The organism is Dyadobacter sp. SG02, assembly GCF_900109045.1.
In the GTDB taxonomy this organism is placed as follows: domain Bacteria; phylum Bacteroidota; class Bacteroidia; order Cytophagales; family Spirosomataceae; genus Dyadobacter.
In genome coordinates this window covers 145835-158202 of record NZ_FNYL01000012.1, presented here as the reverse complement: position 1 = coordinate 158202, position 12368 = coordinate 145835, and the positions used below count along the sequence as shown (strand labels likewise).

Here is a 12368-nt window from a genome sequence, read left to right as displayed (position 1 = left end):
AAACCGATATTGAAATGGCTGAAAGCAAGCCGATTACCAAGAATGTGGACTGGATGGTGGTGCTGATTTATATCGCTTGCCTCATCATTGGCTGGTTAAACATTTACGCCGCGGTGTATAACCCGGAAGCCCACACGAGCATGTTCGACCTTTCGAACAATGCCGGAAAGCAGCTGATGTGGATCGGAACGGCCGCATTGCTGATCATTTGTATTTTGGTGATCGACTACAAGTTTTACGAAACATTTTCCTTCGTGATATATGCGGTAGTCATATTCCTGCTGGTCGTGGTGCTCTTTGCGGGGTCGAACATTAACGGATCGCGCTCGTGGATCAAGCTCGGCAGTTTTTCGTTGCAGCCGGCCGAGTTTTCGAAGCTGGCCATCAGCCTTGCCATTTCCAAATACCTGAGCGATCCCGCGATTAGCCTCAACCGGAGATTGAAAGATTATTACCCGATCATGGGGGTCATTGCATTGCCTGCATTCCTGATCCTTTTGTCGAATGAAACGGGTTCCATGCTGGTTTTCGCCTCTTTTGCGATCGTCCTTTACCGCGAAGGGATGCCCGGCGTCATTCCAGCGATCGGGATCATCGGCGCAGCTTTGCTGATCATCACATTGCTTTTTGTAAAATGGTACATTGCCGGGGCCATTATCGTGATCGCCGGGCTGGTGATCTGGCTGATGCCGGTTATGACCCGCCGCCGCGGCGGGCTTTGGGCCACGATCATCGTGGCCTGCGTGATGATCGGGATCGTGTTCGGCGTAGATTTCTTCATGAATAATGTGCTTCAAAAGCACCAGAGAGGCCGCATTATGGTACTGCTCGACCCTGATTCCGACCCGCGCGGCATTGGTTGGAACGTGATCCAGTCCAAAATCGCGATCGGCTCCGGCGGGATGACCGGAAAAGGCTTTTTACAGGGCACCCAAACCAAATTCGACTTCGTACCCGAGCAGAGTACCGACTTTATTTTCTGTACGGTGGGAGAGGAGCACGGCTTCCTGGGTACTGCCATCGTCGTGTTCCTTTTTGTAGCATTAATATCCCGGCTGGTAGTGCTCGCAGAGCGACAGCGCAGCCGCTTTGCGAGGGTATACGGCTACTGTGTGGCCGGTATTATTTTCTTTCACTTCCTCGTCAATGTCGGTATGACCATCGGTCTGATGCCTGTAATAGGTATCCCGCTACCGTTTTTCAGCTACGGCGGCTCGTCGCTATGGTCGTTTTCGGTACTCTTGTTCATCTTCCTGAAAATCGACGCGCAGCGGCCGTTTACGTTGTCGAGGGGGTGATTTTGAATGATTGAATGATTGAATGATTGAATGAGTGAATGAGTGAATAGTCAAGAGGTCAGGATGTCATTTATTGTATTAACATGACAATACATGACCTCTTGACTATTTCTGACACATTCACACATTCACTCTTTCAAAATTCACTCATTCACTCATTCAAAATTTTCCGGCCGCCAACACCAGCAGCACCCAACCCACTATCAACGCCACTCCACCAATCGGAGCCGTGGCGCCGAATTTCGTGATGCCGGTGAAGCAGATCGCGTACAGCGAGCCGGAGAAGATGATCACGCCTACCGCGAATGCATTGCCTGCCCAGCCGAGCATGCGTACCGCGTCCTCGCCCGCGCGTTGCATGAGTATGCCTACGAGCACCATCGCGAGCGCGTGGTAAAACTGGTATTTTACAGCGGTTTCAAAGGTTTCGGTGCGGCCGGAAGCTTCCAGCATTCCTTTTAATGCATGTGCGCCGAATGCGCCGAGGGAGACGGCCAGCGCGCCGAGAATGCCGCCTGCCTGTATCATGAATTTCATATCGTAAACCGGTATCTGGTATTGGTTAAATTGAGAGAAAAGTCGTTTGCCGTTCAGTAGAATCCGGCCCAATCGACGGGGTAAAGTTAGTTGCGGGCTCAGGCGCGACCAACTCTTTATGGCAATTTTATTAACTTGCGCGCTTCGGAAAGGCATTTTGGAATGCCGATCACACGGAAACGATCATACCAATGACCATAGAACGCTTCATTCAGCTGTGGACGCACCGCTATCATAAATACACACACATTTTCAAGGCGCATTTAAAAGGCCGCCAGGCCCGGACGTATTTCCAGGGCGTGAAACGGGGCTTGAAAAAAGGTCAGGAACTGATCGCTATCATCCGTACGGAGCATTTTGGGGACATTGTGGCCGCCGAGCCGATCTCACGTTACGTGCGCGAACAACATCCGGATGCACACATCGTCTGGTTTGTAAAACCTGCATTTGCGGAGCTGGTGAGCCATAACCCGAATGTGGACGAGGTTTTCAGAGAATCCTGCGTCACCGAGCGACGTGTACTGATGGAAGGTAATGTGTTCGATAAGGTTATCGAGCTGCAATTCAAAAATAATAACCATTGCCCCAAATGCCAGGTATTTACCGAGAACCCGGTTGCATTGAAGCGGGATATCAATGTCCATAATTATTTCGATTACGGTAACCTGCTGGAAGTTTTCGCGCAGACGGGCGATCTGATTCCTCCCAAAACAAAGTTTCCGGCCGACGACCAGCCGCGTTTGTACCTGCAACCGTCCCACAGAGCGAAGGTTGATAGCCTCGGTTTACCCGGGAAATACATCGTCATGCATTGCCGCTCCAATTATGAGCCGAAAGACTGGCCCGCCAGCCGCTGGAACCAATTAGTGCATTGGCTGGCGGAAAGGTATGATTACCAGTTGGTTGAAATCGGTTTAGAGAGTAATTTGAATGTAAAAACACCCGCATACCGCAACCTGTGCGGTCAACTGAGCATTCTGGAAACGGCGGAAGTGATCCGGCGGGCGTCGTTCTTTATCGGGCTCGACAGCGGGCCGTCGCATTTGGGCAACGCAACCGGCACATTCGGCATTATCCTGATGGGCGCGCTCAATAACTTCCTGAATTACAATCCCTATTCGGGGAGGTATGGCCGGCAGGAGAATGCATTACTGGTAAGGCAGGCGGGCTTGCCCTGCGCGCAGCTTCCGTTCGAGTTTGTGCAGGAGCAGGTGCAATCGGTGCTAGAAAAGAGCGCGGACGATGTGCGGAAAGTGCTATCGTGAACCGAAGATCGCGCTGCCCACGCGTACGAGGGTACTGCCTTCTTCCTGCGCAATGAGGTAGTCGCCGCTCATGCCCATGGAAAGCTCACGCATCACAACTTGTTCATTTTCGTGGGGTTTGAAAGATTCGAATGTGTTTTTCAAGCCGCGGAATTCATTTCTAACCACATTCAGATCATCGGTATTGGAAGCCATACCCATTAATCCTACGATTTTAACGTTCGCTAATGCGGCTAGTTCGGCGGAAGTGATGATTTCTAATGCTTCTTCTTCCGAAAGGCCGAATTTGGTTTCTTCCTTTGCAATATAGATTTGCAAAAGGCATTCGATAATGCGATCGTTCTTTTTAGCTTCCTTGTCGATTTCTTTGAGCAACTTAAAACTGTCGACCGAATGCACGAGGCGCACGAAAGATGCCATGTATTTGACCTTGTTGCTTTGCAAATGCCCGATCATGTGCCATTCGATGTCTTTGGGGAGCTCCTCGTATTTCGCCACCATCTCCTGGACTTTATTTTCCCCGAAAAGCCTCGCTCCGGCCTCGTAAGCCTCGGTCAGCAAGCTGGTTGGCTTGGTTTTTGTAACCGCTACCAGCCGTGTTTCTTTGCTTAATCCTTGTTCTATCTGGGCCAGGTTGTCGGCTATGGAAGGCATGTGGAGAGACTAAAAATTTGATTATTAAGCGGTTAATTCAAGAATTTATTGACCGGACGCTATAAATCGCGGTTGTCGTGTTTCAAAATTGAAAAAAACATACTTCTTTTACCAACTAAATTCAAAATTTAACCTTCTGTATGGACTACAACCAGGAACAAAAGCAAGACAGAAAAACTCTCCTATGGGCCGCGTTGGCCGTTTTGCTGTTGCTTAATTTGGTGCTTGTATACTTTATATACCACGAGAAGCAGGAAAACCTCGCAAAGGACGAGATCATTACCGCCAAAACCGAAGAGGTTCTTTCCATTAAAACCAAACTGGATTCCATTTCCACAGAACTTGACATTAAAATCGCAGAAATCCAGAAACTGGGCGGAAGCGTCGACTCGCTGGTTGCATTGAAGGCGCAGCTCGAAAAGGATAAAAAGGAGCTCAAAAACGCCAACACCTATTCTGCGGCAAACTACAACCAGAAGATCAAGAACTACGAAGCGGTATTGTCTGAAAAAGACGGCGAAATTGCCCGTTTGAAACAGGAGCTAGGCATTGCGACCACGAAAAACGAAGAGTTGAACCAGAAAGTGACCGGTCTGGAATCGGAAAAACAGCTGCTGGCCGACTCGGTAACGACGTATTCCGCTCAAAACAAGGAGCTTGCTGAGAAAGTGACGTTGGCTTCCGCACTTCATGCTGAGAACGTGAGCGTCAATGCGGTTTCTTCCAAAGGAAAAGAACGCGAGGGCGGTAAGTACAGGGCGAAGCGCATCGATAAGCTGAGAGTGAACTTCAAACTGTCCGAAAATGCGGTTGCGAAGCAGAACGAAAAGGATATTTACCTGCGTGTGCTCGATCCGGACGGTGCGGTGCTGTCGGACATGGCAACTGGCTCGGGTTCGTTCATGTTTAATGGTAAGGAATTGATTTTCAGTTCAAAACAAACTGTTAGTTTCACGAATACAGGTCAGTCGGTGGATATTTTCTACGGTCGTGGCGGTATTCCGATGAAAGACGGCAAGTATGTGATCGAGCTGTATAGCGAAGGCTTCAAGATAGGTCAGGGCGATTTCACGGTGAAATAATACGTCCGCAAGTTCGGTTAAGTCATTGAAGGGCTTGGAATTTTAAATTTCAAGCCCTATTTTTGCACCCTCATTTTGATCATTGTGTCAGAATGAGGTTTTTAATTTATCATACAATAACCAATTACCGTATGTCTAAGCAATATGAAACGGTGTTCATTCTAACTCCCATTTTGTCTGAGGCCCAGGCAAAGGACGCCGTTGAAAAATTCACGACAATCATCACCTCGAACGGTGCGAAGATTGTACATGAAGAAAACTGGGGATTGCGCAAGCTGGCCTACCCCATCCAAAAGAAAAACTCCGGTTTCTATCACGTAGTAGAATATACTGCGAACGAAGGAAACGTGGTGGATGTTTTGGAAACCGAGTTCCGTCGTGACGAGCGCGTTTTGCGTTTTATGACTATCGCCCTGGATAAGCATTCGATTGCTTACAACGAAAAGAAACGTAAGGGTCTGGTAGGCAGAAAGAAAGAAGAAGCAACTGAGTCAAAAACCGAAAACGCATAAGCTATGTCACTCGTAAACGAGCCGGTTGAAAAAAACATTAACCGCAAAAAATACTGCCGTTTCAAAAAAGCAGGCATCAAATACATCGATTACAAGAACCCGGATTTCCTTCTGAAACTTGTAAACGAGCAAGGTAAAATCCTTCCGCGCCGCCTTACCGGTACCAGCCTGAAATATCAGCGCAAAGTATCACAGGCAATCAAAAGAGCACGTCACCTGGCACTGTTGCCGTTTGTTGCTGACCAATTGAAATAATACAGTAAAGAGCTACAAAAATGGAAATCATACTTTTAACGGATATTGCTGGGGTAGGTTACAAGAACGATATCGTAACTGTGAAAGCAGGTTACGGTCGTAACTACCTGATCCCGCAAGGTTTTGCGTTGCTGGCGAATGCGTCCAACCGCAAGATTGTTACTGAAAACGTGCGCCAGGCGGCACACAAAGCTGAGAAGCTGAAAAAGGACGCGGAAGATATCGCAACGGCGATCGGCGACCTGGTAATCGATATCAAAACTGTGGTAGGTGAAAGCGGCCGTATCTTCGGACGTGTGACCAACACACAGGTGGCTGACAGCCTGAAAGCAAAAGGCTTCGATATCGACCGTAAGAAAATCACTGTCGATGACGTGAAATCAATCGGTACTTATGCCGCTTTGATCGACCTTCATAAAGAAGTGAAACACAAAGTTACCCTCAACGTTGTTGCAGCGGAAGACTAAGCGTTTCGATATTGCATGAAAAAAGGACGGCCCGTGAGGGTCGTCCTTTTTTTGATCATAGACCATCAAGGCTAGCCATGGTCCATCGTCTATGGTCCATGGTCCATGGTCAGTTTTGCTACAAAGCCGGAATGCGCAACACCTGACCCGGATAAATCAGATCGGGGTCCTTCAACATAGGCTTGTTGGCTTCGAAAATGATCGGGTATTTCATCATGTCGCCGTAAACGGTTTGCGCGATTTTAGAGAGGGTATCGCCTTTCACGACGGTATGATATGTCGCTTCCGGTTCCGGGGTGGCCACTGTCAGGCGATTGTCCACCACGGCCACGCCTTCCACGTTACCTACCGCCAACGCGATTTTCTCGGCATCCTCCTGTTTGGCGACTTCGCCTTCGAGGGTAACGGTGTCGCCGGATGTTTTGACGGTCAGGCTATTGTAGGTAAGTCCGATCGACTTCACGTGCGCGAGCAATGCGCTGGCGCGCAGCGGTTCCGCCTCGGGGGCAGGGGCAGCCGCGGGAGCTTCCTTACTGCCGAACACTTTTTCTCCAACGCCTTTGATAAAAGAGATTAGTCCCATGTTTGTGTGATTTTGGTTAATGAAAGATTTGAGTTTGTAAATGGAAGGTAGCGGTAATGTTAACTTTCCTGCCGGTAAGATGCAATTATTATGCCAAAATTGCCAATGCATATTGATTTGATAATATGGTTTTTTACGGGCGCAACTTTGTACTTTTGCAGTGGTCACAACTACGCTGAATCTGCATTAAGTCTCAATGAACCGCACCACATCGCTTGCCAGGTTACAAAATGAATTGTTCGATATCTGTATCATCGGCGCGGGTGCCAGCGGGGCGGGATGCGCCCTGGACGCGGTTCTGAGAGGGTATAAGGTCGCTTTGATCGATAAAAAGGACTTCGCTTCCGAGACATCTTCCCGTTCCACGAAACTCATTCACGGGGGCGTCCGCTATTTGGAACAGGCATTTAAAAAGCTCGATTTCGCGCAACTCAAACAGGTCCGTCACGGGCTGGAAGAACGACACATTGTGTTGAAAAATGCGCCGCACCTCGCGCGCCCGCTCGCGCTCATGACACCCGTAAATTCCTGGTTCGAAGGTTTGTATTTCAAGATCGGGCTGTCGCTTTACGACAGGTTCGCTACCAATGATACGTTGCCGAAAAGCAAGTGGCTCAACAAAAGGGAAGTGCTCGCCAAAATCCCTACACTCGACCGGAAAAAGCTGCATAGCGGCGTGTTGTACTTCGACGGACAGCTCGACGACGCGCGCTACTGCCTGGCATTGGCGCAATCGGCGTCCGAAAATGGCGCGGCGGTAGCCAATTATGTGGAAGTGAACGGATTTGAAAAAGATAATAGCGGCAAGGTAAGCGCCGTGCAAACCACTGACGCCCTGACCGGCAAGGCATTGACAATCCGCGCGAAGCTGGTCATCAATTGTACCGGCCCGTTTTCGGACCATGTGAGGCTCATGGCGAATGCGTCTTTGAGCGAACGCATTCGTCCGAGCAAAGGAGTGCACCTTGCTTTACCCCACAATACATTGAATAGCGAATACGCGATGCTGATCCCGAAGACGTCCGACGGGCGCGTCGTGTTCGCGATCCCGTTCGAGGGGTCGACGATGATCGGTACGACAGATACCGAATGCAACGAGATCGACGCGGAACCGACGCTTAACCGCACCGAAAGGGAATATTTGGCTGCTACATTGAACCCGTACCTCGCCAGGCCGATCGATCCGGGCGAGCTCCGGGCTGGTTTCGGAGGATTGCGGCCATTGTTAGCAGCGGATCCGTCTAAATCGACGAAAAGCCTTGTGCGTGATCACGAGGTGGAGATCGACCAAGCTTCCGGGCTTGTCAGCCTGCTCGGGGGAAAGTGGACGACCTACCGCCTGATGGCGAAGGATACGATTGACGAGGCAGATAAGATCCTCGGAGACGGTGGCGCTTGCAAAACAGCCGATTACGTACTAGCCGGTGGGGAAAACTACCGCAAGAAAAGCTGGCAGGATATTCAGTCGCAATACGCTTTGCCGGAAGACATTGCAAGGCATTTGGTATTGAAATACGGTTCCCGCGCGCACCTGGTCGCGTCGCTCGCACGCGAGGATGCGCAACTGAAAGAGAGGCTCAGCGGTGCACGTCCATATATCCGTGCGGAAGTGGTGCACGCCGTTCGGAATGAAATGGTTGTGACCCCGCGCGATTTCCTGGCACGCCGCATTCGCCTCGAAATTACCGACTGGGATGAAACCTTAAACTCCCTGCCGGTTGTTGCTGATCTGATGGCGCGCGAGCTGGGCTGGACCGACGAAGAGAAAACGAAGTATGCCGATGCGTACGCCAGTGAAATCGGGAAGTTTATCGCCGATGCCCGATAGTTGCATCCGTTTGCCCGGAACCACCAGAGTTAATTTTCAAGAATGTATATTACCGATTCAGCCTGTATATCGCCCCAGCGCACGTTTGACAATGCTTTTTTCGAAGGCGACATCAAGGTGCATGAAGGCGACAGGTACATTGCTATTGAACCTGCATACGGTCAGCTCATACCGGCCGGCCTGCTCCGAAGAATGGGCAAGGCCGTGCGAATGGGAGTAGGGGCCGGCCTTCCGCTCATCCAGCATGCACAGATTGAAGGAATTGTACTCGGCACCGCGAACGGCGGTCTCGAAGATTGTCTCAAATTCCTGAACCAGATCGTCGACTACAACGAGGGCACGCTTACCCCGACCAATTTCGTGCAAAGCACACCCAACGCGGTGGCAGGTAACCTTGCATTGATGAGCAAAACGACCGGCTACAATACCACGCACGTACATAAAGGCCTTGCATTCGAGGCTGCATTGCTGGATACGATGCTGCTCCTGGAAGAAAAGCGCGGCAAAACGTTCCTCGTAGGCAGTATCGAAGAAATTTCAGATTACAACCATAATATCGACTTGCTCGCAGGCTCTTTCAAAACCGGGCATTTTACTTCTGAAAACCTGCTGACGCTCGATTCTCCCGGCTCCGCCAATGGAGAAGGTTCGGCTATGTTTGTGGTCGATGCGGAACGTTCCGACAGTGCTATCGCGCAGATCAGAGATGTATTTCAAAGCAATAACCTGGCGGAAAAGGAGCTGGCACCGGTTGTGCATGCATTTTTACAGAGAAACGGCTTGCAGGCAGCAGATGTTGACACGGTGATCATGGGTATCAGCGGCGATAACCGCAGCGATCACTGGTATTTCAATCTCCAAAAGGCATTGTTCGAAGAGAGCAATTTGTATACCTACAAAAATATGGTGGGCGACTATCCGACGGGCTCCGCATTCGCGACGTGGGTGGGCGCGCAGGTGCTCGCGGGCAAGCGCATACCCGACGCATGCGTGTGGGCGCAAAAAAATACCCGCACTCCGAAGCATATCCTGATTTACAATCATTACAAAGCTTCGCAGCACGGGTTTATATTACTGAGTGCCTGATCAGTTCTGCCCGGCCTCTTCCGCTGCTTCCTTCATTTTGATCACCTTCGCGAGCGTGGGCAGGATGGTATCATGTTTTTTCACGAATGGGTTGGTGTGATCCCACACATAGCCGGCCAGTACCGAGCAGATTTGACGTTTGATATCTTCGTCAATATGTTTGGCAAATACAATGGTTTGAAAATCACCGGTATACCAGCCGCTCACGTAGCTGCGGAAAACATCGATGCCTTTCTGGATCACTTCTTCGTAATCTTTTTTCCAGTCTACGGCCTCGCCTTGCAAATGCTTGTGCGTCATCTTGGCGGATAGCAGGCCGGAGGCGGTGGCGAAGGTTACGCCGGAGGAGAAAATAGGGTCGAGGAACTCGGTACTGTTGCCCGAAAGCACAAAACCTTCGCCCGCCATTTTCGTCACGCCGATCGAATAACCTAAGATAGCCCGCGGCTCGAATTTGAGCTGGGAGTCGGCAAAGCGGCCGTGCAGATCTTCGAAGTTTCTGATAAATGCCTTGTATCCTTCGCCATTGTTTTCGGCCAGCCCTTCGATCTTTTCGCGATCGCCCACGATACCGACGGACGTCGAGCCATCGGAGAACGGGATCGCCCAGATCCACGACTTATTATTGTCGAACGAATGCACGAAAATGTTGTTACTAGCCGTTTCCGTGCGGTTTTTGTCCTCCAAATGGGAGAAGACGGCGCCACGCGGCGTGAATGCCGATGGTTTGCTGAGATCAAAAAGTCTTGGTAACACACGGCCGTAACCGCTCGAATCGATGATAAATTTGGCCTCAATGCGGTGCGCATTGCCTTCGGCGTCTTTGTAATCTACGATCTGCTTTTCCGGGCCGCATTCCACGGCGGTTACCTCGCATTCGAAGTTTACGTCCACACCCTTTTCACGCGTCGCCTCGGCCAGTTTGCTGTCGAAATCGGCCCGTTTTACCTGCCAGGTCCAGGTCCAGCCTTTGGTAAACTGATCTTCAAAGAGGAATTCGCAGCGCTTTTCACCGCGCATGAAAGCCGCACCCGTTTTTTTCTGGAAATTCAATGGCTCGATCGCCTCCCGCAGACCGGCTTCCGTTAAATGCTCCATACAGCACGGCAGCAGACTTTCCCCGATCTGGAAACGGGGGAATTTTTCTTTTTCCAGGATCGTGACGTCGTAGCCTTGCTTTTTCAGGTAAGAAGCCGCGACGGTTCCGGCAGGGCCGGCCCCAATAACCAGCACATCGACAGTTTGCATATTCAGGCGTTTTTTACTTTTTGAATGAGTTTTTCTTTGTCTAAAAATGAGAAGCACGTTACAAATGCGCTGACGGTCACCCCTAAAATGCCATGCAGGGAAACATTCTGGCCCGTCAGGTGCAAGTTCGGTATTTTGGTACGCGTATTGATGCGGGTCTTCATCGGCGAAGCCGAATCTTTGAGAATGCCGTACATTGTGCCGTTACCATTGCCGATGTAGTCGCGGAATGTGAGCGGCGAAGCGCTGTGTACCGCTTTGATTTTGCCCGAAATGCCCGGAAAAACGGTTTCGAGCTTGGCAATCACCAGTGCTTCTTTCTCTTTTTTGAACTGCGCGTACTCGGCATCCCGCTTGCCCGGCTCGGCCACCGTGCTGAATGTCCCGGCCCATTCGGCGGTTTCGGACGCATCCATATAGCACATCACCGACATGGAATCGGCATATTCTCCCTTTTTGGAAATATAAGGTGTGCAAATGAAATAGGTTTGCGGCCAGGTGGCCCGGTCATATTCCACGCCTTCCCAAACGTCGTCGGTATGGTGCTGGTAAATGTTGTAATTCAGGTATTCAAAACTGTTTTCCTTAAACGAAATATGTACCAGGAACGTGGAAATGCTGTTTTCGAGTGCCTGGACCCGGTTTTTGTAGACACTTAAAAACCGCTCCTGACCAAAAATGTCGATGGTAACAACCGGGTGTACATTCGAAATGAATTCTTTTCCCCGGAAAGTCTCGCCGTTTTCGCATACCACTTCGGTAATGTGGCCTCTTTCATCGTAATGGGCCGATACGATCTTTTTATGTTTGTAGATTTCCCCGCCATGCTGCCTTACCGCGCGGCTGAGCTGAATAGCAATCTGCGAACCGCCGTCCACGAACTTGTAAGCGCCCGTCAGATAGCTTTTCATGATTAGCGCGTGTACGTAAAACGGGGTTTTGTGCTTCACACCTGCATATAGCAGGTTACTCCCCGCCAACACATTGCGCAGGCGAACATTGTCGGTCAGGGAGGCGATGTAGTCATATGCATTCAGGGAGAGCACACCTTCGTCGGTGAGGTAGCTGTCGCCTGCCGTTTCCAGGTTGTAGAGCGGGAATTTCGCGCAGGTTTCAGTCAGTTTGAGGCAATAAGTGCGAATGGCTTCCGCTTCTTCGGGGAAATAGGATATGAGTTTTTGTTCAAAATGCTCCAATCCCTGCGCATAGGCATATTCGCAGCCATCGTCGAAGCGGATCAGGTCGAACTGATCGTCGTCGAGACGTTTCAGTTTCAGCTTGTCGAGAATGCCGAAGTATTTGAAAAACTGGTGGAGATTTTCACCCTCGTCCAGCCCGCCTACATAATGCACGCCGGTGTCGAAAATGCTTTTATCGCGGCTATATACCTGCAAATGTCCGCCGATCTGGTGGTTTTTTTCCAATACTACCACGCTGTAACCCTCCATCGCCAGAATGGTGGCGCAAGCCAGACCTCCCAGTCCGCTTCCAACAATCACAAAATCGTATTCCTTTTGCACGGCGGAAGTTTGCATTTAAATGGCTATTGGAGA

Annotated in this window: 13 protein-coding genes; 8 read left to right on the top strand and 5 right to left on the bottom strand. The window is 50.3% G+C overall.

Features of this window, described 5'->3' with window-relative positions; all coding sequences use genetic code 11:
- Positions 1–14: 14 nt before the first annotated feature.
- Positions 15–1298: a rod shape-determining protein RodA gene (gene rodA, locus BMW93_RS25535; protein ID WP_090383057.1), complete on the top strand. Its 1284-nt coding sequence runs from the start codon at positions 15–17 to the stop codon at positions 1296–1298.
- A gap of 159 nt (positions 1299–1457) precedes the next feature.
- On the opposite strand, the gene BMW93_RS25530 is transcribed toward rodA, so the two are convergent.
- A complete protein-coding gene (locus tag BMW93_RS25530) occupies positions 1458–1835 on the bottom strand; it encodes a DUF423 domain-containing protein (RefSeq protein WP_090383055.1) in 378 nt (125 codons plus the stop codon).
- A gap of 191 nt (positions 1836–2026) precedes the next feature.
- Here BMW93_RS25530 and BMW93_RS25525 point away from each other — a divergent pair, with 191 nt between their 5' ends.
- Positions 2027–3100 (top strand): glycosyltransferase family 9 protein, encoded by a 1074-nt coding sequence (locus tag BMW93_RS25525; RefSeq protein WP_090383051.1) that lies wholly within the window; start codon positions 2027–2029, stop codon positions 3098–3100.
- Here BMW93_RS25525 and BMW93_RS25520 read toward each other — a convergent pair.
- Positions 3092–3754 (bottom strand): YggS family pyridoxal phosphate-dependent enzyme, encoded by a 663-nt coding sequence (locus BMW93_RS25520; protein WP_090383048.1) that lies wholly within the window; start codon positions 3752–3754, stop codon positions 3092–3094. The genes BMW93_RS25525 and BMW93_RS25520 overlap by 9 nt on opposite strands.
- Before the next feature lie 140 nt (positions 3755–3894).
- Between BMW93_RS25520 and BMW93_RS25515 the strand changes: the two genes are divergently transcribed.
- From BMW93_RS25515 to rplI, 4 genes are all read left to right on the top strand, one after another.
- A complete protein-coding gene (locus BMW93_RS25515; protein ID WP_090383044.1) occupies positions 3895–4836 on the top strand; it encodes a hypothetical protein in 942 nt (313 codons plus the stop codon).
- A gap of 131 nt (positions 4837–4967) precedes the next feature.
- Entirely contained in the window at positions 4968–5348 is a 381-nt protein-coding gene (gene rpsF, locus BMW93_RS25510) for a 30S ribosomal protein S6 (protein ID WP_090383041.1), read from the top strand.
- 3 nt (positions 5349–5351) lie between these two features.
- Positions 5352–5603 (top strand): 30S ribosomal protein S18, encoded by a 252-nt coding sequence (gene rpsR / locus BMW93_RS25505; protein ID WP_015811483.1) that lies wholly within the window; start codon positions 5352–5354, stop codon positions 5601–5603.
- A gap of 20 nt (positions 5604–5623) precedes the next feature.
- A complete protein-coding gene (rplI, locus tag BMW93_RS25500) occupies positions 5624–6070 on the top strand; it encodes a 50S ribosomal protein L9 (RefSeq protein ID WP_090383039.1) in 447 nt (148 codons plus the stop codon).
- Between the two features lie 118 nt (positions 6071–6188).
- On the opposite strand, the gene lysM is transcribed toward rplI, so the two are convergent.
- On the bottom strand, positions 6189–6653 hold the full coding sequence (lysM, locus tag BMW93_RS25495; RefSeq protein WP_090383036.1) for a peptidoglycan-binding protein LysM: 465 nt from the start codon (positions 6651–6653) through the stop codon (positions 6189–6191).
- A gap of 196 nt (positions 6654–6849) precedes the next feature.
- Here lysM and BMW93_RS25490 point away from each other — a divergent pair, with 196 nt between their 5' ends.
- Entirely contained in the window at positions 6850–8481 is a 1632-nt protein-coding gene (locus BMW93_RS25490) for a glycerol-3-phosphate dehydrogenase/oxidase (RefSeq protein WP_090383034.1), read from the top strand.
- A gap of 42 nt (positions 8482–8523) precedes the next feature.
- A complete protein-coding gene (locus BMW93_RS25485; RefSeq protein ID WP_090383032.1) occupies positions 8524–9567 on the top strand; it encodes a beta-ketoacyl synthase chain length factor in 1044 nt (347 codons plus the stop codon).
- Here the strand turns inward: BMW93_RS25485 and BMW93_RS25480 are convergent, their stop codons facing one another.
- Positions 9568–10815 (bottom strand): NAD(P)/FAD-dependent oxidoreductase, encoded by a 1248-nt coding sequence (locus tag BMW93_RS25480; protein ID WP_090383029.1) that lies wholly within the window; start codon positions 10813–10815, stop codon positions 9568–9570. It lies immediately after the preceding gene.
- 2 nt (positions 10816–10817) lie between these two features.
- Complete coding sequence (locus BMW93_RS25475) at positions 10818–12350, bottom strand: NAD(P)/FAD-dependent oxidoreductase (RefSeq protein ID WP_090383027.1); 1533 nt, start codon at positions 12348–12350, stop codon at positions 10818–10820.
- Positions 12351–12368: the final 18 nt, after the last annotated feature.

What these genes read in the sequence shown, in the direction of transcription:
- BMW93_RS25520 (WP_090383048.1), bottom strand. Translation starts at nt 3,754, where the DNA reads ATGCCTTCCATAGCCGACAACCTGGCCCAGATAGAACAAGGATTAAGC.
- rodA (WP_090383057.1), top strand. Translation starts at nt 15, where the DNA reads ATGGCTGAAAGCAAGCCGATTACCAAGAATGTGGACTGGATGGTGGTG.
- BMW93_RS25485 (WP_090383032.1), top strand. Translation starts at nt 8,524, where the DNA reads ATGTATATTACCGATTCAGCCTGTATATCGCCCCAGCGCACGTTTGAC.
- rpsF (WP_090383041.1), top strand. Translation starts at nt 4,968, where the DNA reads ATGTCTAAGCAATATGAAACGGTGTTCATTCTAACTCCCATTTTGTCT.
- rplI (WP_090383039.1), top strand. Translation starts at nt 5,624, where the DNA reads ATGGAAATCATACTTTTAACGGATATTGCTGGGGTAGGTTACAAGAAC.
- lysM (WP_090383036.1), bottom strand. Translation starts at nt 6,653, where the DNA reads ATGGGACTAATCTCTTTTATCAAAGGCGTTGGAGAAAAAGTGTTCGGC.
- BMW93_RS25515 (WP_090383044.1), top strand. Translation starts at nt 3,895, where the DNA reads ATGGACTACAACCAGGAACAAAAGCAAGACAGAAAAACTCTCCTATGG.
- BMW93_RS25475 (WP_090383027.1), bottom strand. Translation starts at nt 12,350, where the DNA reads ATGCAAACTTCCGCCGTGCAAAAGGAATACGATTTTGTGATTGTTGGA.
- BMW93_RS25525 (WP_090383051.1), top strand. Translation starts at nt 2,027, where the DNA reads ATGACCATAGAACGCTTCATTCAGCTGTGGACGCACCGCTATCATAAA.
- rpsR (WP_015811483.1), top strand. Translation starts at nt 5,352, where the DNA reads ATGTCACTCGTAAACGAGCCGGTTGAAAAAAACATTAACCGCAAAAAA.
- BMW93_RS25530 (WP_090383055.1), bottom strand. Translation starts at nt 1,835, where the DNA reads ATGAAATTCATGATACAGGCAGGCGGCATTCTCGGCGCGCTGGCCGTC.
- BMW93_RS25490 (WP_090383034.1), top strand. Translation starts at nt 6,850, where the DNA reads ATGAACCGCACCACATCGCTTGCCAGGTTACAAAATGAATTGTTCGAT.
- BMW93_RS25480 (WP_090383029.1), bottom strand. Translation starts at nt 10,815, where the DNA reads ATGCAAACTGTCGATGTGCTGGTTATTGGGGCCGGCCCTGCCGGAACC.